The 18,553-nt window shown below is 72.3% G+C and carries 15 protein-coding genes and 2 pseudogenes; 8 read left to right on the plus strand and 9 right to left on the minus strand.

The genetic code is table 11. From position 1 onward, the window contains the following. Positions 1–476 (plus strand): annotated as a pseudogene (locus tag GTW40_RS21090) (protein-L-isoaspartate(D-aspartate) O-methyltransferase); the annotation flags it as partial. A gap of 145 nt (positions 477–621) precedes the next feature. Here the strand turns inward: GTW40_RS21090 and GTW40_RS21095 are convergent. Then, entirely contained in the window at positions 622–2,118 is a 1,497-nt protein-coding gene (locus GTW40_RS21095) for a M1 family metallopeptidase (protein WP_161181761.1), read from the minus strand. Positions 2,119–2,332: 214 nt separating this feature from the next. Between GTW40_RS21095 and GTW40_RS21100 the strand changes: the two genes are divergently transcribed. Next, positions 2,333–4,309 carry a Xaa-Pro dipeptidyl-peptidase gene (locus GTW40_RS21100; protein WP_161181762.1) on the plus strand — a complete coding sequence of 659 codons (1,977 nt, stop codon included), beginning with the start codon at positions 2,333–2,335 and terminating at the stop codon, positions 4,307–4,309. Here GTW40_RS21100 and GTW40_RS21105 read toward each other — a convergent pair. Together GTW40_RS21105 and GTW40_RS21110 are read right to left on the minus strand one after the other, a co-directional pair. Beyond that, positions 4,246–5,082: an MOSC domain-containing protein gene (locus GTW40_RS21105; RefSeq protein ID WP_161181763.1), complete on the minus strand. Its 837-nt coding sequence runs from the start codon at positions 5,080–5,082 to the stop codon at positions 4,246–4,248. The two genes, GTW40_RS21100 and GTW40_RS21105, sit on opposite strands and share 64 nt — an antisense overlap. A gap of 11 nt (positions 5,083–5,093) precedes the next feature. Further along, positions 5,094–5,972 carry a winged helix-turn-helix transcriptional regulator gene (locus GTW40_RS21110; RefSeq protein WP_161181764.1) on the minus strand — a complete coding sequence of 293 codons (879 nt, stop codon included), beginning with the start codon at positions 5,970–5,972 and terminating at the stop codon, positions 5,094–5,096. Positions 5,973–6,101: 129 nt separating this feature from the next. Between GTW40_RS21110 and GTW40_RS21115 the strand changes: the two genes are divergently transcribed. From GTW40_RS21115 to GTW40_RS21130, 4 genes are all read left to right on the plus strand, one after another. Then, a complete protein-coding gene (locus tag GTW40_RS21115; RefSeq protein WP_161181765.1) occupies positions 6,102–6,770 on the plus strand; it encodes an O-methyltransferase in 669 nt (222 codons plus the stop codon). Positions 6,771–6,862: 92 nt separating this feature from the next. Continuing rightward, complete coding sequence (locus GTW40_RS21120; protein WP_161181773.1) at positions 6,863–7,690, plus strand: MOSC N-terminal beta barrel domain-containing protein; 828 nt, start codon at positions 6,863–6,865, stop codon at positions 7,688–7,690. A gap of 174 nt (positions 7,691–7,864) precedes the next feature. Continuing rightward, complete coding sequence (locus GTW40_RS21125) at positions 7,865–8,893, plus strand: oxidoreductase (protein ID WP_161181766.1); 1,029 nt, start codon at positions 7,865–7,867, stop codon at positions 8,891–8,893. Positions 8,894–8,939: 46 nt separating this feature from the next. Continuing rightward, on the plus strand, positions 8,940–10,580 hold the full coding sequence (locus GTW40_RS21130; RefSeq protein ID WP_161181767.1) for an ABC-F family ATP-binding cassette domain-containing protein: 1,641 nt from the start codon (positions 8,940–8,942) through the stop codon (positions 10,578–10,580). 69 nt (positions 10,581–10,649) lie between these two features. Here the strand turns inward: GTW40_RS21130 and GTW40_RS21135 are convergent, their stop codons facing one another. The 3 genes from GTW40_RS21135 to GTW40_RS21140 form a co-directional block, all read right to left on the minus strand. After that, positions 10,650–13,073 (minus strand): Tex family protein, encoded by a 2,424-nt coding sequence (locus GTW40_RS21135; protein ID WP_161181768.1) that lies wholly within the window; start codon positions 13,071–13,073, stop codon positions 10,650–10,652. Positions 13,074–13,183: 110 nt separating this feature from the next. After that, complete coding sequence (locus tag GTW40_RS33575) at positions 13,184–13,306, minus strand: LPFR motif small protein (RefSeq protein WP_343245752.1); 123 nt, start codon at positions 13,304–13,306, stop codon at positions 13,184–13,186. A gap of 121 nt (positions 13,307–13,427) precedes the next feature. Then, positions 13,428–14,183, minus strand: coding sequence for an enoyl-CoA hydratase/isomerase family protein (locus GTW40_RS21140; protein ID WP_161181769.1), 756 nt, complete (start codon positions 14,181–14,183; stop codon positions 13,428–13,430). A 267-nt stretch (positions 14,184–14,450) separates the two neighbouring features. Between GTW40_RS21140 and GTW40_RS21145 the strand changes: the two genes are divergently transcribed. Continuing rightward, a complete protein-coding gene (locus GTW40_RS21145; protein ID WP_161181774.1) occupies positions 14,451–14,948 on the plus strand; it encodes an ATP-binding protein in 498 nt (165 codons plus the stop codon). A 33-nt stretch (positions 14,949–14,981) separates the two neighbouring features. Here the strand turns inward: GTW40_RS21145 and idi are convergent, their stop codons facing one another. From idi to galE, 3 genes are all read right to left on the minus strand, one after another. Further along, positions 14,982–15,575, minus strand: a complete 594-nt coding sequence (gene idi / locus GTW40_RS21150) for an isopentenyl-diphosphate Delta-isomerase (protein WP_161181770.1) — start codon at positions 15,573–15,575, stop codon at positions 14,982–14,984. Positions 15,576–15,905: 330 nt separating this feature from the next. Further along, positions 15,906–16,844 carry a cation diffusion facilitator family transporter gene (locus tag GTW40_RS21155; protein ID WP_161181771.1) on the minus strand — a complete coding sequence of 313 codons (939 nt, stop codon included), beginning with the start codon at positions 16,842–16,844 and terminating at the stop codon, positions 15,906–15,908. A 149-nt stretch (positions 16,845–16,993) separates the two neighbouring features. Continuing rightward, positions 16,994–17,962 (minus strand): UDP-glucose 4-epimerase GalE, encoded by a 969-nt coding sequence (gene galE / locus GTW40_RS21160; protein ID WP_161181772.1) that lies wholly within the window; start codon positions 17,960–17,962, stop codon positions 16,994–16,996. Between the two features lie 319 nt (positions 17,963–18,281). Here galE and GTW40_RS21165 point away from each other — a divergent pair. Beyond that, a pseudogene (locus GTW40_RS21165) lies at positions 18,282–18,553 on the plus strand (CDP-alcohol phosphatidyltransferase family protein); the annotation flags it as partial.

Here is an 18,553-nt window from a genome sequence, read left to right on the forward strand (position 1 = left end):
GCGCGTCCGGCCGTTTCCTGGGGCCCGTGGAGTTCATGAAGCTGCGCTCCCAGCGGTCCCCGTTCGCCGGGCACGCCGCCTACGTGCCGGACGGGGTGGGTGATGCCGACCGCAGCACCACCACCGTCACCGAGGAACACCTGCTCGGTGACGGCCGGTTCGGTGTCGCGCGATTCGCCGTGGGGCTGCGGGTGCGTGACTGCCACCATCAGGTGTCGGACAAACGTGACGGCGCACGGCCGGTGTGGTTCTACGGGCTGACGGACCGGTCCTGGGCGTGCGTCATGTTCCGCGACGGCCATCGCGAGGCCACGGTGTGGCAGTCCGGGTCCCGCAGGCTCTGGGACGAGGTCTCGGCCGCGCTCGACTGGTGGCGGGGCGCCGGTGAACCGGGGTACGAGCGGTTCGGGCTCACCGTCACCGTGTACGACCAGTGCGCTTGGCTGGACCACCCGAAGAACGCCTGGAGCCTTTGAAACCGGCCCCGCACCAGTTCCGACGCGTGCCCGCACCGTCCCGGCCGACCATGTGCACGCGGTCGTCCGGGACGGTGCGGGCTGCTCGCCGGGCGCGCCGTCCGGCGTAGAACTCAGCGTCCGGGCGCGCCGTCCCGCACGGAAGTCAGTGCCCGTGCACCCCGTTCGTCGCCTCGATCTTCTTCCACGACTTCGGCTGCACGACCACCCCGTCAACGCCTCGCGCGAGCGACACCGCCCCCGTCGCAGGCGCCGCAGGCTTCGTCGGTTCGAAGAGCCATGTGTCGAAGAGAGAGGACAGCGGCTTGCCCGAGATCTCCTCCGCGTAGCGCTGGAAGTCGGAGACCGAGGCGTTGCCGTAGGCGTGGGACGTGGGCCAGCCCTTCAGGAGGGTGAAGAAGGCGTCGTCGCCGACGGCGTGCCGCAGGGCTTCGATCGCGAGCGCGCCCCGGTCGTAGACGGCGAGGTCGAACTGGCCGTCCGCGCCGGGGTCGCCGGGCTTGACCGTCCAGAAGGGGTCGTCGGCCGGGTGGGAGGCGTAGACGTAGTCGGCGAGTTCGCGGGTGGTGCCCTCGCCCTCGTGCTCGGACCAGAGCCACTGGGCGTAGCGGGCGAAGCCCTCGTTGATCCAGATGTCCTTCCAGCCCTTGAGGGAGACGTCGTCGCCGTACCACTGGTGGGCCAGCTCGTGGACGACGACCGAGGTGTTGGAACCGGCCGCGAACTGCTTCGGGCTGTAGTAGACGCGGGTCTGGGTCTCCAGCGCGTAGCCGGTGGTGGTGTTGGGGACGTAGCCGCCCGCCGACGAGAAGGGGTACGGGCCGAAATAGCCGCTCAGCCAGTCCACCAGCTCGCCGGTGCGCTCCACGCTGGCGCGGGCGGCGCCGTCGTTGTCGCCGAGGTCCTTGCTGTAGGCGTTGATCACCGGCACCCCGCCCTCGGAGGTGGAGGTGGTGATGTCGAAGCGGCCCAGGGCCAGAGTGGCCAGATACGTCGCCTGGGGCTTGTCCTGGCGCCAGTTGTAGCGGGTCCAGCCCAGCTTCGAACTGGTCGACGTCAGCGCGCCGTTGGAGATGGCCTGGGTGCCGTCCGGGACGGCGACCGAGACGTCGTAGGTGGCCTTGTCGCTCGGGTGGTCGTTGCTCGGGAACCACCACCAGGCGGCCTCGGGCTCGTCGGCCGCGACCGCGCCGTCGGGCGTGCGGTGCCAGGTGGTGAAGCCGTACGCGCTCTTCGTCGAGGGCACCCCGCTGTAGCGGACCACGACGGTGACCTGCGTCCCCTTCGGCAGCGGGGTCTTCGGCGTGACGACCAGCTCGTGCTCGCCGGAGGAGGCGAACGTGGCCTTCACGCCGTTGACCCGCACCTCGCTCACGTCGAGCAGGAAGTCCAGGTCGAAGCTGGAGAGGTCCTGGGTGGTCTTCGCGAGAATGGTCGCGGTGCCCTCCAGCTCGTCCGTCTTCGGCTGGTACTGGAGGCGGAGGTCGTAGTGCGAGACGTCGTAGCCGCCGTTGCCGTAGGACGGGTAGTACGGGTCACCGATGCCCGGCGCGCCCGGTGTGAAGGTCGCGGCCGACGCCGGGACCGCCAGCAGGAGGGAGGCCGCGGCCAGCGCGCCCGGCGCGATGATTCTGCGGTGCACGTCAGCTCCAAGTCGTCGGTACGGAAAGTCTGTTCGGAGCCTATTGAGTCCCCGTGGCCCCGCGGGTGTCCACGGCCGCTCCTGTCACACGATCGCCATTCGGCCGACACGCCGCACCCGCGTCGAGCCGTCGCACCGCCCCCACCCGAGTGGACACGTCCTCGCCCCGAAGCGCCCTCTTCTGCACGACAGTTGACGGGGGTACCGTCCGCCCATGCCGATTCGCACGCTGTGGAGAACGCTCGCGATCCTGGCCGTCGCAGCCCTGACGGCCGTCTTCCTCGTACCGACCGCCGCCCAGGCGGCACCCCGGGAGAGCAGGCCCGTCTACTCGTACGCGCACGCCGTCCGCGAGTCGGTGTGGGTGGACACCGGCCTGGACGGGGACGGCGACGGCCGCACCGACCGCGTCGCCGCCGACATCGTCCGCCCCTCCGAAGCCGCCCGCGCGGGCCGCAAGGTGCCCGTCATCATGGACGCCAGCCCCTACTACTCCTGCTGCGGCCGCGGCAACGAGAGCCAGCTGAAGACGTACGACGCGCAGGGTCACGTCGTCCAGATGCCGCTCTTCTACGACAACTACTTCGTACCGCGCGGCTACGCCTTCGTCGGCGTCGACCTCGCCGGATCCAACCGCAGCGACGGCTGCGTGGATGTCGGCGGCCGCTCCGACATCCTTTCCGCCAAGGCCGTCGTCGACTGGCTCGGCGGCCGGGCCCGCGCCTACACCAGCCGCACCGGCGGCACACCGGTCAAGGCGAGCTGGACGACCGGCGCGACCGGCATGATCGGCAAGAGCTGGGACGCCACCATCGCCAACGGCGTCGCCGCCACCGGGGTGAAGAACCTCAAGACGATCGTGCCGATCAGCGGTATCTCCTCCTGGTACGACTACTACTTCGCCCAGGGCGCCCAGCTCTACGACGGCGGCCCCGACGAGCTGGCCGGATACGTCGACAGCGCCTCCGCCCAGGCCCACTGCGCGGCCGTGCAGAAGAAGCTCGCGGACGGCAGCCCCACGAACGGCGACTGGACCGGGCTGTGGACCGAGCGGGACTACGTCAAGGACGCGGCCAAGGTCCGCGCCAGCGTCTTCCTGGTGCACGGTATGCAGGACCTCAACGTCCGCACCAAGCACTTCGGCCAGTGGTGGGACGCGCTCGCGAAGCACGGTGTCGAGCGCAAGATCTGGCTCTCCCAGACCGGCCACGTCGACCCCTTCGACTACCGGCGCGGCGCCTGGGTCGACACCCTGCACCGCTGGTTCGACCACGAACTCCTCGGCTACGACAACGGCATCGACCGCGAGCCCATGGCCGACATCGAGCGCCACCCCGACCAGTGGGTCACCTCGGCCGTCTGGCCGCCGCGCGACACCCGGAGCACCACCCTGTACCCGGGGCGCGGCACCACCCCCGGCGTCGGCACCCTGGGCCTCGGCAGGGCCACCGGCACCGAGACGTTCACCGACGACCCGAGCCGGAGCGAGACCGACTGGGCGGCCGACCTCACGAAGTCCACGCCCGACAAGGCCGCCTTCGTCACCCCGGCGCTCACCGGCCCGCTGCGGATCTCCGGCTCCTCACAGGTCACCGTGACCGCCACACCGAGCACCGCTTCCGCCCATCTGTCCGCCGTTCTGGTCGACCTCGGCCCGGACACCATCCGCGACTACGCCGACAGCGCCGAGGGCATCACCACCCTCGCCGACCGCACCTGCTGGGGCGAGAGCACGACGGGGGACAGCGCCTGCTTCAAGGCCACGGCGGCCAAGACCGTACACGTCGACGCCACTGTCGTCAGCCGTGGCTGGGCCGACCTCGGTCATCACGCCTCGCTCGCCAAGGGCGTCCCGCTCACCCCGGGCCGCGCCTACACCATGACCCTCGACCTGGCCGCCACCGACCACGTCGTCCCGGCGGGCCACCGGCTGGCCCTGGTCGTCGCGGGCACCGACAAGGACCTCGTCGAACCGCCGTCCACCCGCCCCACTCTCACCCTCGACCTCTCCCGCACCCGGGCCCAACTCCCCCTGGAAGGTGGCCCCAAGGCCCTCGCGCGGGCCACCGCCGGAGCGCCCGCCGCACGCACCCTCACCGTCGTCGGAGCCCCGGAGTGCGTGACCGGTCACGGTGACAGGTGCACCTTGTCGCCCCGCCGGACCGTGCCCGGTTCGAGTACGTCCAGGTAGACACCGACACAGGACAGACGGCCCAAGTCGAAGACCGGAACGCGGTGTTCGCGGGCCACGGCACGCATGATGCCCGGGTCGGCCGGAAGGCCGGCCTGGGCCAGCGTGGGCACCACACAGCGGGGCGTGGCCACGGCGACCCGGAACAGGGCCTCGCCTACGCGGAGTTGACCGCCGAGCCAGGTGTCCTCGGGGAAGCCGGAGGCGTCGGGGGTGTCGATGACCAGGTTCGGCCGGAAGCGGCGCGCGTCGAAGTCGCCGCCCGGGTACACCGACCGCAGCCGCTCCAGGGACGCCGTGGTGACCAGATGGACCCGGCCGTAGTCGAAGAACGTCCCCGGCGAGACCCGCCCGGAGGTGATGGCCGCACCGGTGGCGTCCGTACGGGCCGTGTCCCGCAGCGCGTCCGGCAGCCCGCCCTCGTATTCGGGCACCGCGCGCTCCAGCGCACCGCCGCCCTGGGCCGGGTCGTCCGACACGAAGACCTCGCGGCCCAGCAGCTTGGACAGCCGGGCGTTCAACTCCGGGTCGCCGGGGGAGAGTTCCGTACCGTCCGGCAGCTCGACCGTCACCGTGTCGGACAGCGTCGCCCGACAGGTCAGCAACTGTCCCCACTTGCGCGGGTGTTTGGCGGAACCGACCGCCCCCGTCTCGTCGAGCACAGCCGCGATCCGGTCCCCGTGCAGCCCGCGTGCGGTGACCGCGACCCTGGTCAGGGACTCGCCGAGCATGGACTTCACCGGGTAGCGGCGCAACGCCGTCACAGTCGCCATGACCGGGATCATCACCGACAAGCGGTGGCGAGGTCGAGACTGCGGGACACGGCGGCGGGGATGTCGGTGACCGGGAACAGGGCGTGGCGGACGATCCGTTCGGCGTCGATGACCAGGATGAGCCGCTTGACGCGAAGGTCCTGCCCGGCGCGGAAGGTCGGCAGCCGCAGGGCGGCGGTCAGTTGGAGCCGGTCGTCGGACAGGAGGGGGAAGGGCAGTTCCTCGGCGCGGGCGAACGCGGCCTGTTCCGAAGGGGTTTGCGTGCTCACCCCGTGCAGGGCGACACCGGCCTTCTCGAACTCCGGCCAGGCCGCGCGGAATTGGCGGTTCTCCAGTGTGCAGCCCGCGCTGCCGGGGACGGTCGAGGACGCCGGGTCGGCGGGGAGTCCGGGTATGCCGGTGGCTGGGTAGGCGAACAGGACGGTCGCGCGGGCGGTGGGGGAGACCGGATCGTGGGAGGCGCCGTCCGTTCCCGGCAGGCGCACCTCTGCGGGGACGTGCTCACCGACGAGGGCGGCGACCCGCCGCGCCTCCGCGCCGTCGTCGGGCGCCTGCCCGGTGAGCGTGCCGTCGCCGAGGAGCCAGCGGTCCGCCCAGTCCTGGAGCGACACCAGGACGGGCAGCAGTCCGCGGCCCTGCTCGGTCAGCACGTACTCGTGGCGCGGCGGGCGGTCCTGGTAGCGGCGGCGCTCCAGCACGCCGTGCTCGGTCAGCGCGCGCAGCCGTTCCGTGAGGACCTTGCGGGAGACGCCCAGCTCCTCCGCGAGCCGGTCGAAGCGCACATGGCCGCGCGCGATCTCCCGCAGCACCAGCAGGCTCCACCAGTCGCCCACCACCGCGGCCGCCTGTGCGATGCCGCAGGCGTCGTCCGCCTCGCGCCGTGGCCTCATCGTCGTGGCCCCATCGTCGTAACTCCCCAGACTCCCCAGGAACGCGCCGCCGGAAGCCGTTGACAGGCCGCCGTGCGCCCATAGTAGGTTCCCTTTCGGAACCTGGTCGGTATCGAAAGGGAACCTACCGTGTCGCAGCATCTCTGGAACGCCGTGGACGACTACTTCAACGGCCTGCTGGTCGAGGAGGACGCCCCGCTGCGGGGCGCGGCGGAGGAGAGCGAGGCGGCCGGCCTTCCTCCCCACCAAGTGGCCCCGAACCAGGGAAAGTTGCTGCATCTGCTGGCCCGCATCCAGGGCGCCCGCTCGATCCTGGAGATCGGCACCCTCGGCGGCTACAGCACCATCTGGCTCGCCCGCGCCCTGCCCGAGGGCGGCCGGCTGATCACCCTGGAGGCCGACCCGCACCACGCCGAGGTCGCCGCCGCCAACATCGCCCGCGCCGAGGTCGGCCACCTGGTCGACCTGCGCGTCGGCAACGCCGTCGACACCCTGCCGGTGCTCGCGGACGAGGGCGTGGGCCCCTTCGACCTGGTCTTCATCGACGCGGACAAGCCGTCCAACCCCGAGTATCTGCGCTGGGCGCTGCGGCTCACCCGGCCCGGCAGCGTCATCATCGGCGACAATGTCGTACGGGAGGGCGCGGTGACCGACCCGGCGAGCACCGATCCCCGCGTCCAGGGGGTCCGCAGCTTCACCGAACTCATAGCGGAGCACCCGCGGTTGACCGCCACCACGCTCCAGACCGTCGGGGCCAAGGGGTACGACGGGTTCACGCTCGCGCTCGTCACCGAGTAACCGACCAGCCGACCAGCCGACCTATCGACCTACCGACCTACCGACCCTCCACGGACAGCCACTTGTCCGGTACCGAGCAGCCCGAGGCGCACATGGCCACCGTCACCCACCTGACGTACTACCCCGTCAAGGGCTGCGCCGGAGTCCCGGTGGCGGAAGCCCAGTTGACGCCCGCAGGACTCGCGCACGACCGCAGCTTCATGGTCGTCAGCGAGGAGGGCGTCTTCCGCACCCAGCGGCGCGACCCCCAACTGGCTCTGATCCAGCCCGAGATCGACCCCACCGGTGATCAACTCGCCCTCCACGCACCCGGCCACGGCACCGTGCGCACCCCCGTGAACGCGTCCGGCCCCGCCCGCCCCGTCGACCTGTTCGGCACCGCCTACCGGGGCATCGACCAGGGCGACACGGTGGCCGGCTGGCTGTCCCAGGTGCTCGGCGCGCCCAGCCGACTGGTCCGCGTACCGCCCGACCACGACCGGGTGACCGACGGCCGGACGCCGGGCACCTCCGGCTACGCCGACAGCTGCGCCCTGCACATCGTCTCCCGCGCCACCCTGGACGAACTGAACCGGAGACTGGCGGAACACGGCGCCGCCCCGCTGCCGATGAGCCGCTTCCGCCCCAACATCGTCATCGACGGCTGGGCCGGACCCCACGCCGAGGACCGCGCCCGGCTCCTCACCCTCGGCGCTGCCGAACTCGGGTACGCCAAGCTCGCCGTCCGCTGCGCCGTCACCATGGTCGACCAGGAGACCGGCGCGAGGTCGGGCCCCGAACCGCTGCGCACCCTCGCCGGATATCGCCGTGCGGCGGAGGGCGGAGTCGCGTTCGGCACGAAGTTCGCCGTGCTGCGTCCGGGCAAGGTGTCCGTGGGGGACGAGGTGGTCGTCGGCAGGTGGGGCGAGTCGGAGCTGTAGGCGGAGAGCCGGCCGACGAGGTCGTCCAGCACCGTACGAACACGTACGCCCTCGCTCGCGCGTACGGCCGTCGCCCCGTGCGGACCAAGGGAATTCCGGCCACCGTCCGAAGGTCGTCCCACGACTCCGCTCCCGGCGGGCTCTCCATCCCGGTGGCGCCGGGATACTCGCAGCATGTCTGCCGCTTACGCGACCTTCGGCCTGGTACCGGCGTTCCGCGCGGGCGGCGTGCTGCCCGACGGCGGCTATCAGATCCACCGCGACTTCACGGACTTCGTCGTGGACGGGAAACCGCTGCTGTACCGGTTCCCCGATCTGGACGCGGTGACCCCGCTCGCCTCCGACGTACCGCCCGAGGTGCTCGCCGCCCAGGTGCGAGGGCTGCTCCTTGAGAGCGAACCCCCGCTGCCCGGGGGGCGGTTCGTCGTGTACGGGTGTCCCGAGTGCGCGGATCTGGCGTGCGGGGCGCTGACCGCCGTCGTGGAGCGCGACGGCCGCGATGTCGTCTGGCGCGACTTCGCCTGGCAGGACGGCGAGCGCGCCGAGCCGGAGCGCGACGGATACGACGGCACCGGACCGTTCCGCTTCCGGGGCCCCGCCTACCGGGCCGCCCTCACCTCCCTGCTCGACCGCCCCGACGCGGCACCCGCACCCCGCCCCCACGTCCTGGTGATCGGCCCCCGCGCCGGGGTCCCCGCCCGGCTGGCCGCCGCCCTGCGCGGCACCGGCATCGGCGCCGACGTCACCCCGGAGGTGGACGACGTACCCGCGGCGGAACTGCGCCGCTACGACGCCGTGCTGTACGCCCCCGGTGTCCCCGAGGCCCAACGGGCCGCCGTCCACGCGGCGTTCACGAGATCCGGTGTCTGCGCCGCCCACGTGGACGCCCTCGCGCCGATCGTCCCCCTCCTCGTCGCCCAGACCGAGCAGGCACTCGACCGCGACCCGCTCCGCCCCCGCCGGATCACCACCCTGACCGCCGACCGCCACACCGCCGTACTCGACGTGGCCACCCCCTGCCGGGTCCGCCTCCTCGCCTACCGCCGCGACCGCCTCCACCGCGTCCACGTCCGCGAACTCCTCGACGAGGTCCTCCCCCCGGGCAGCCACCACCTCCCCCTGGACCCGAGAGCGGTGCGCGGCAACGCGTACGTGGTGGCCCGAACGACGGGGACGGTCCTGACGGCGCCGGTCGCTCCCTGACGCCTGGCCGCGCCCCACCCGGCCGGACATTAAAATCGACCCCCTGATGACTGCCACCCTCGTCGCCAAAGACCTCGCCGCCGGGCATGCCGACCGCTCCCTCTTCTCCGGGCTCGACCTCGTCGTCGCGCCCGGGGACGTGATCGGGCTGGTCGGAGCCAATGGCGCGGGCAAGTCCACGCTGCTCAAGCTCCTCGCCGGGCTCACCCGGCCCGAGGACGGTGAGCTACGGCTCTCCCCGCCCACCGCCGCCGTCGGGTACCTGCCGCAGGAGCCCGAGCGCAGGCCGGGGGAGAGCATCCGGGAGTTCCTGGGCCGCCGTACCGGCGTCGCCGAGGCGCAGCGGATCATGGACGAGGCGACCCAGGCGCTCGTGGACGGCGCGCCCGGCGCCGACGACGCCTACGCCACCAGCCTGGACCGCTGGCTGCACCTCGGCGGCGCCGACCTGGACGAGCGGGCCGAGGAGGTCGCGGTCTCGCTCGGTCTCGCCGTCGACCTCGACCGGCCGATGACCTCCCTCTCCGGCGGCCAGGCGGCCCGCGCCGGACTCGCCTCGCTGCTGCTCTCCCGCTACGACATCTTCCTGCTGGACGAGCCCACCAACGACCTCGATCTCGACGGCCTGGAGCGCCTGGAGCGCTTCGTCACCGGTCTGCGCGCGGGCACCGTCGTCGTCAGCCACGACCGCGAGTTCCTCACCCGCACGGTCACCAAGGTCCTCGAACTCGACCTCGCCCAGCGGCAGATCAACCTCTACGGCGGCGGCTACGCGGGCTACCTGGAGGAGCGCGAGGTCGCCCGCAGGCACGCCCGCGAGGACTACGAGGAGTACGCCGACAAGCGCTCCGCCCTCCAGGACCGCGCCCAGACGCAGCGCTCCTGGATGGACAAGGGCGTCAAGAACGCCCGGCGCAAGGCGGGCAACGACAACGACAAGATCGGCCGCAAGTTCCGCAGCGAGGCCAGCGAGAAGCAGGCCGCCAAGGCCCGCCAGACGCAGCGGATGATCGAGCGCCTGGAGGTCGTCGAGGAGCCCCGCAAGGAGTGGGAGCTGCGCATGGAGATCGCCTCCGCGCCCCGCTCGGGCGCGGTCGTCGCCACGCTCCGGGACGCCGAGGTACGGCGCGAGGGCTTCACCTTCGGCCCGGTCACGCTCCAGATCGACTGGGCCGACCGCATCGCGGTCACCGGCGCCAACGGCGCGGGCAAGTCCACCCTGCTCGGCGCCCTCCTCGGCCGGGTCCCGCTGGACGCCGGACACGCCGCGCTCGGCTCCGGCGTCCTGGTCGGCGAGGTGGACCAGGCACGCGGCCTCTTCCACGGCCCCGAGACCCTGCTCGACGCGTTCCAGGCGGCCGTGCCCGACACCGAACCGGCCGAGGTCCGCACCCTGCTCGCCAAGTTCGGGCTGAAGGCCGACCACGTGCTGCGCCCCGCCGCGACCCTCTCCCCGGGCGAACGCACCCGCGCCGCCCTCGCCCTCCTCCAGGGCCGGGGTGTCAACCTGCTCGTCCTCGACGAGCCGACCAACCATCTCGACCTGCCCGCCATCGAGCAGCTGGAGTCGGCCCTCGACGCCTACGACGGCACGCTCCTCCTGGTCACCCATGACCGCCGGATGCTCGACGCGGTCCAGGTGAACCGGCGCCTGGAGGTCGCCGACGGCAAGGTCACCGAGCGCTAGACAGGCCGTACGGCCCTCACCGGGTCACGGGGCCGGGCGGCGCACACACCGCCCGGCACCAAAGACACCTCAGCGGCGCTTGTCGCCCGGGTTCAGCAGCCCCGCGCGCCGCAGCGCGTCCGCCATGGCGCTGTTGGCGGGCGCGGGCGCCTGACGGCCACCCCGGTCACCACCGCGCCCCTGCCCCTGCCGACCGCCCTGACCCTGACGGCCACCCTGGCTCTGGCCCTGGCGGCCACCCTGACCCCGCCGCTGCTGCGGCGGCCGGGAGCCGCCGCCCCGCCGGTCGTCGCCGTCCTGCCCCTGCGGGGCCGCCTCGTCGTCCAGCCGCAGCGTCAGCGCGATCCGCTTGCGCGGGATGTCCACGTCCAGGACCTTCACCTTGACGATGTCACCCGGCTTGGCCACGTCACGCGGGTCCTTGACGAAGGTCTTCGACATCGCGGACACGTGCACCAGACCGTCCTGGTGGACGCCGATGTCCACGAACGCGCCGAACGCGGCCACGTTCGTCACCACGCCCTCGAGGACCATCCCGGCGGACAGGTCGGAGATCTTCTCCACGCCCTCCTTGAAGGTGGCCGTCTTGAAGGCCGGACGCGGGTCGCGGCCCGGCTTCTCCAGCTCCTTGAGGATGTCCGTGACCGTCGGCAGACCGAAGGTGTCGTCCACGAAGTCGGCCGGGCGCAGCGAGCGCAGCGCACCGGTGTTCCCGACCAGCGAGGCGACCTCCTGGCCCGTGGTCTTCACCATCCGCCGCACCACCGGGTACGCCTCCGGGTGCACGCTGGAGGAGTCCAGCGGGTCGTCGCCGCCCCGGATGCGCAGGAAGCCCGCGCACTGCTCGTACGCCTTCGGGCCGAGCCGGGAGACCTTCTTCAGCTGGGCGCGGGAGGTGAAGGGGCCGTTCTCGTCCCGGTGCGCCACGATGTTCTCCGCGAGGGTGGCGGAGACGCCGGACACCCGCGAAAGCAGCGGCACGGACGCGGTGTTGACGTCCACACCCACGCCGTTCACACAGTCCTCGACCACCGCGTCCAGCGAGCGCGACAGCTTCACCTCGGACAGGTCGTGCTGGTACTGCCCGACGCCGATCGACTTCGGGTCGATCTTCACCAGTTCGGCCAGCGGGTCCTGGAGGCGGCGCGCGATGGAGACCGCGCCGCGCAGCGACACGTCCATGCCGGGCAGCTCGCGGGAGGCGTACTCCGACGCCGAGTACACCGACGCGCCCGCCTCCGACACCATGACCTTGGTGAGGTTCAACTCCGGGTGCTTGGCGATGAGTTCGGCCGCCAGCTTGTCGGTCTCCCGGGACGCGGTGCCGTTCCCGATCGCGACCAGGTCGACCGAGTGCTCCTTGGCCAGACGCGCCAGCTTGGCGATCGCCTCGTCCCACTTGTTGGCCGGGACGTGCGGGTAGATCACGTCGGTGGCGACGGCCTTGCCGGTCGCGTCCACCACGGCCACCTTCACACCCGTACGGAAACCGGGGTCCAGGCCCAGCGTGGAGCGGGTGCCGGCCGGGGCCGCGAGCAGCAGGTCGCGCAGGTTGGCGGCGAACACGTTCACCGCCTCGTCCTCGGCGGCCGTGCGCAGCCGCAGCCGCAGATCGATGCCGAGGTGCACCAGGACCCGGGTGCGCCAGGCCCAACGGACCGTGTCGCCCAGCCACTTGTCGCCCGGGCGCCCCCGGTCCGCGATGCCGAACCGCGTCGCGATGAAGCCCTCGTACGTCGACGGCCCCTCGGTCGGCTCCTCCGGCTCCAGGACGAGGTCGAGCACCTCCTCCTTCTCGCCGCGCAGCATCGCGAGGACGCGGTGCGAGGGCAGTGCGGTGAACGGCTCGGTGAAGTCGAAGTAGTCGGCGAACTTGGCGCCCGCCTCCTCCTTGCCCTCGCGCACCTTGGCCGCGAGGCGCCCGCGCGTCCACATCCGCTCGCGCAGCTCACCGATCAGGTCGGCGTCCTCCGAGAACCGCTCGGTCAGGATCGCGCGGGCGCCGTCCAGCGCGGCCTGCGCGTCCGCGACACCCTTGTCCGCGTCCACGAACGCGGCCGCGGCGGCCGCCGGGTCGACCGACGGATCGGTCAGCAGCCCCTCGGCCAGCGGTTCGAGACCCGCCTCGCGCGCGATCTGCGCCTTGGTGCGCCGCTTCGGCTTGTACGGCAGATAGATGTCCTCCAGGCGCGCCTTGGTCTCGGCGCCCCGGATGCGGGCCTCCAGCTCCTCGGTGAGCTTGCCCTGCTCGCGCACCGAGTCCAGGATCGCGGCCCGCCGGTCCTCCAGCTCCCGCAGATAGCGCAGCCGTTCCTCGATCGTGCGCAGCTGCGCGTCGTCGAGCGTCTCGGTCGCTTCCTTGCGGTAGCGGGCGATGAAGGGCACCGTCGAACCGCCGTCCAGCAGCTCCACCGCGGCCTTCACCTGCCGCTCCCGTACGCCGAGTTCCCCGGCGATCCTGCCTTCGATGGACGCTGTGAGGGGTGTCGTCACGATCCCGTACCGCCTTCTCCACTGAGGTTGCGCGGCAATTGTGGCAGGTGACACCGACATCCGGACGGCAGGGCGCTCCGGCGGCCCGTCGGCGCCGCTGCGCCCGCCGGTCAGGCGCGGCTGCCGCCCGAGGCGCCCCCGAACAGCCGGGCGAGCGCCCGGAACGGCAGGGTGACGACGGTCGCGACGGCTCCGCCGATCTGACCCAGTACGTCGGCGATGGCACGGAACACGATGGGTTCTCCCTTCTCAGGGGTCTCACGGGCTTCCGGACAAGGCGTCCGGGCCGCTCCGGGTACCCCGTGGGTCGCCGTCCATGCCCCGCGCCCTCGCGCCTGGCGCCTCACCCCCCGGTCACTCCGGCGCGGGCACGCTCCAGGTGAAGCGGGCCGTCCGCCGCTCCAGGAACGCGGTGACGCCCTCGGCGGTGTCGGACGCGGCGCGGGCCTGCTCCGCCCAGTGGGCGTCGCGGTCGGTGCGGCCGTCCGCGAACTCCTTCGCCGCCGCCTGGGTGAGCCGGGAGCGGGACACCAGCATCCCGGTCAGCCCGTCCACCCGCTTGTCCAGCTCCCCGGCGGGCAGCACCTCGTCCACCAGCCCGGTGCGCAGGGCCCGTTCCGTATCGATCAACTCGCCCGAGAACAACAGGTACTTGGCGGTCGCCGGGCCCACCAGTGACACCAGGCGCCGGGTGGAGGAGGCGGGGTAGACGATGCCGAGCCGCGCCGGGGTCACCCCGAACAGCGTTCCCTCCTCCGCGAGCCGCAGATCGCAGGCCGCCGCGAGCTGGGCCCCGCCGCCCACGCAGTGCCCCCGGACGGCGGCCAGCGTCGGCTTCGGGAACGCGGCGAGGGCCTCCTCCGCCGCCACCGCGAGCCCCTGCGCCTCCTGGGCGCCCTCCCGGAGCGAGGAGATGTCGGCGCCCGCGCAGAAGGTCCCGCCCTCACCGGTCAGTACGAGTGCCCGTACGTCCGGGTCGGCGGCGAGCCGGTCGAGGAGCGGGGGCAGCGCGCGCCACATCGCGGCGGTCATGGCGTTGCGCTTGGCCGGGTTGCGGATGACGACGGTGGCGACGTGGCCGGTGACCCGGTACGACAGCTGCGGCTCCATGCGGCGGATCGTACCGACCCGGTCCGTCCCGCCGGTAAGCCCCGGGTGCGCGGTCCGAATCGACACCGAGGCCAAACCCGTACAACCCGAAGAGTTCGGGAACCGGCGTCCGGGGAACAGGAACAGTCGCCCGGACGACCAGGTCATACGCGAACGGTCGGAAACGTTCGATACCAGCTGACTTCTGTTCAGTCATCCGGTGCGGAGCCGATCATTACCAACACTCGACGTGTGGTGACAATCGAGCGCGAGGGTGGCGACCGGACGATGGACAACCACGGGCGCGGGAGCGTGCCGCGCCCAGCGGAGGAGGGCGCCCGGCCGGCGCCCGGAACACTGCCTTACGAAGGGGTCTGGAGGTTCACCGCGGCCACCGTGGACGCCTCGGTCCCGCAGGCCCGGCACGCGGTACGCGATCTGCTGCTGCGCCAGGGCGTGCCCGTCGCCGACGACGTGGCGCACGGACTGCTGCTGATCGTCTCCGAGCTGGTCACGAACGCGGTCAAGCACGCGGCGCTGCTGTCGCCGATGCTCGCCGTGGAGGTGGCCGTCGGCGCGGAGTGGGTGCGGGTGTCGGTGGAGGACAACCACCCCTACCGGCCGACCGCCCTGGAGGCGGACCACGGTCAGACCGGCGGGCGCGGTCTGCTGCTGGTGCGCGAGGTGGCGCGGGAGGCGGGGGGCGCGGTCGACGTGGAGCACACGGCGAGCGGCGGCAAGGTGATCTGGGCGGCCCTGCCGCTCAAGCCCGCGCTCCAGCGGTGAGACCGCCCCCGGACCTTCGGTCCCGTCTGGGCGTTACCAGCCCGCCGAGGGGCCGGTCAGTTCCCTGATCGCGGGGCGGGCCGCGTCCAGGACGGTCAGGAACCAGGCCGAGAACGGCTCGCGGGCGTGCCGCTCCGCGAGCTCGGCGGCGGAGACGAAGGCGGTCTCCTCGACCTCTTCGGCGTCCGGCGCCACGGTCTCCTGGACCAGGCCGACGAAGAGGTGGTTGAACTCCTGCTCCACCAGGCCCGAAGCCGGGTCCGGGTGGTTGTAGCGGACGGTGCCCGCCTCGGCCAGCAGCGACGGGGAGACACCCAGCTCCTCGTACGTCCGCCGGGCCGCCGCCGCGAAGGGGGCCTCGCCCGGGTACGGGTGGCCGCAGCAGGTGTTGGACCAGACACCGGGGGAGTGGTACTTGCCGAGCGCCCGCTGCTGGAGCAGCAACCGGCCCCGCTCGTCGAAGAGGAACACCGAGAACGCCCGGTGCAGCTGCCCCGGCGGCTGATGCGCGGCGAGTTTCTCCGCGGTGCCGATCGTCACGCCCTTCTCGTCGACGAGTTCCAGCAGAATCGGCTGTGTGGTACCGCTCGACGAGCTGTGCGTCTCGGTGGCAGGTGTGATCGGCATACCCATCCTTCGCCTCGGTCTTGGCACCCCAAGTCTGCCGTACGAATCCGGCACTCCCGGCACTTCCCGGCACGTCCGCATGTCCCGTGCCAGGTGTGGCGGAAGCGGGGCCCGGAAGCACATCGTGCCCGGCGCCCGTCGCGGGGAACCTCGCGAAGCCCTCGCACACGGGTGCGCACCGTCAACGTACGCCACCCGGGGTCGGCGGCAGGGCAGGGCCCCTGGGGCCCGGCACGCGGTGAGTGGCAGAGCCGGACCTTGTGCCCGCGGTGAGTGGCGGAGCGGATCTCGTGCCCGCCGTCAGTGGCGGAGCGGACCTCATGCCCGCCGTCAGTGACAGAGCCGGGCCTCGTGCTCGGCGTGGCCGCCGGGCTCCAGCTGGAAGGTGCAGTGCTCCACGTCGAAGTGGTCGCCGAGGCAGCCCTGGAGTTCGTGCAGCATCTTCTCGTGGCCGATGGCGTTCAGCACCTCCGTGCTGACCACGACGTGCGCGGAGAGCACCGGCAGGCCCGAGGTGATGGTCCAGGCGTGCAGATCGTGCACGTCCTCCACGCCGTCCAGCTCCAGGATGTGCGTGCGCACCTCGGCCATGTCCACGTTCTTCGGTGCCGCTTCCAGGAGCACGTCCAGCGTCTCGCGCAGCAGCTTGACCGTCCTCGGCACGATCATCAGACCGATCACCAGCGAGGCGATCGGGTCGGCCGCCTGCCAGCCGGTGGCCAGGATGACGGCCGCCGAGATGATCACCGCGACCGAGCCGAGCGCGTCGGCGGCGACCTCCAGGAAGGCGCCGCGCACATTGAGACTGTCCTTCTGCCCGCCCATGAGCAGCAGGAGCGAGACGGAGTTCGCGAACAGACCGATCGCACCGAAGACGATCATCAGTCCGCCCTGGGTCTCCGCGGGCCTGAAGAACCGCTCCACCGCCTCGATGAGGACGTAACCGCCGACCCCGAGCAGCAGCAGACAGTTGGCGAGGGCCGCCAGGATCTCGGCGCGGGCGTAACCGAAGGTGCGGTTCGCGCTCGGCGGCCGGGCCGCGAAGTGGATGGCGAGCAGCGCCATGATCAGTCCGACCGCGTCGGTCGCCATGTGGGCCGCGTCCGCGATCAGCGCGAGGGAGTCCGCCAGCAGCCCGCCGACGATCTCCACCACCATGATCGTGAGCGTGATCCCCAGCGCCGCCCGCAGCCGCCCCCGATAGGCGGCCGCGGCCGTCCCCGTGGGCGCGTGACTGTGCCCATGGCCGTGGTCGTGCCCTGCCCCCATGCTGAAGACCGCCCTTCCGTACTGGCCACCGGCTCACAGTGAACAACGCCCGACACCCCTTGGGCAACGCGGCACTGAACACCGTTGTCATATGCTCTGACCTGCGGAAACGATCCGCAGGTCAGAGAGGTGCGGGTGGCCGGGGCGCTTCACCCGTGGTGCCGCCGCCACCCCTCCCACGCCGACGCCACCATCTCCCGTACGTCCCGCCGCGCCTGCCAGCCCAGTTCCGTGTGGGCGCGGGACGCGGAGGCGACCGCGCGGGGGGCGTCGCCGGGGCGGCGGGGTTCGACGAGGGGTGGGCGGGTGTCGCCGGTGACCTCGGCGATCACGGTGATCAGTTCGCGGACCGAGACGCCCTCGCCTCTGCCGATGTTCAGGGTGAGGTCACCGGTGAAGTCGCCGTCGGACAGCCGTCGCGCCGCCGCGAGGTGGGCGTCGGCGAGGTCGGCGACGTGGATGTAGTCGCGGACGCAGGTGCCGTCCGGGGTCGGATAGTCGTCGCCGAAGATCCGGGGCGCCTCGCCGCGGGTGAGGCGGTCGAAGACCATGGGGACGATGTTGAAGACGCCGGTGTCCGACAGCTCCGGGGCGGCGGCCCCCGCCACATTGAAGTAGCGCAGGCACACCGTCGCGATGCCGTGCGCCCGGCCCGCCGCCCGTACCAGCCACTCACCGGCCAGCTTGGTCTCGCCGTAGGGGTTGACCGGTGCGCACGGGGTGTCCTCGGTGATCAGGTCCACGTCCGGGTTGCCGTACACCGCCGCAGAGGACGAGAACAGCAGGCGCCGCACCCCGCTCTCCGCCATCGCGTCCAGGAGCGTGCCGAGGCCGCCGAGGTTCTCCCGGTAGTAGCGGGTGGGCTCCGCCACCGACTCCCCGACCTGCTTGCGCGCCGCGAGATGCACCACACCGGTCACCCCGTGCTCGGCCAGCACCCGCTTCAGCAGATCACCGTCCAGCGTCGAGCCCTCGACCAGCGGCACCCCCTCGGGCAGCCGCTCCGGCACGGCGGCCGACAGGTCGTCGAGCACCACGACGCCCTCCCCGGCCCCGGCCAGCGCCCGCGCCACGTGTGCCCCGATGTATCCGGCTCCGCCGGTGATCAGCCACGTCATGGTCGTCCACCCTATGCCGACCGGGGCACACTCCGGCAGGGCCGGCGCCGTCGCCCCTCTGCCCCGCGATGCCCGGGTCTGCGCCCCGCGGTTTGTGGGGCGGCCCCCGCATCCCCGATGATGATCGCGGCATGGGCGAAGGCGCCGCCACGACGGCTCCGCGAGGGCCGGGCCGTGAACGCCCGGTGAACGACGGCTCCGGCCGATCGGATAGCCTCTGCCGACATGCCGCCCAGGGTGCCGCAGGCAGGGCGCCCCCACCACGCATCACACGAGCGACCGGCGCCGACGCGCGCCGACCCCCAGGGAGTGAGTTCGGTTGTCGACCGCCATCGTCACCGGTCAGCCGGTACCCGGATCGTCTCTCGAGGGCGATCTGCGGTCCCTCGGCTTCGAGGTGCGTGTGGCCGCCGACGCCGCCGAGACCGAGACCCTGCTCGCCGCAGTGCCGTCCGGCCACCGGATCGCCCTGGTCGACGCCCGTTTCGTCGGCCACCCGCACGCGCTGCGCCTCGCGCTGACCGACCCCCGCTACCCGCTCGCCGCCGTACCCGGCGCCGTCACCGCGCAGCCCGCCGCCCGTCAGGCGCT

The sequence above is a fragment of the Streptomyces sp. SID4985 genome (genome assembly GCF_009863025.1).
GTDB lineage: Bacteria > Actinomycetota > Actinomycetes > Streptomycetales > Streptomycetaceae > Streptomyces.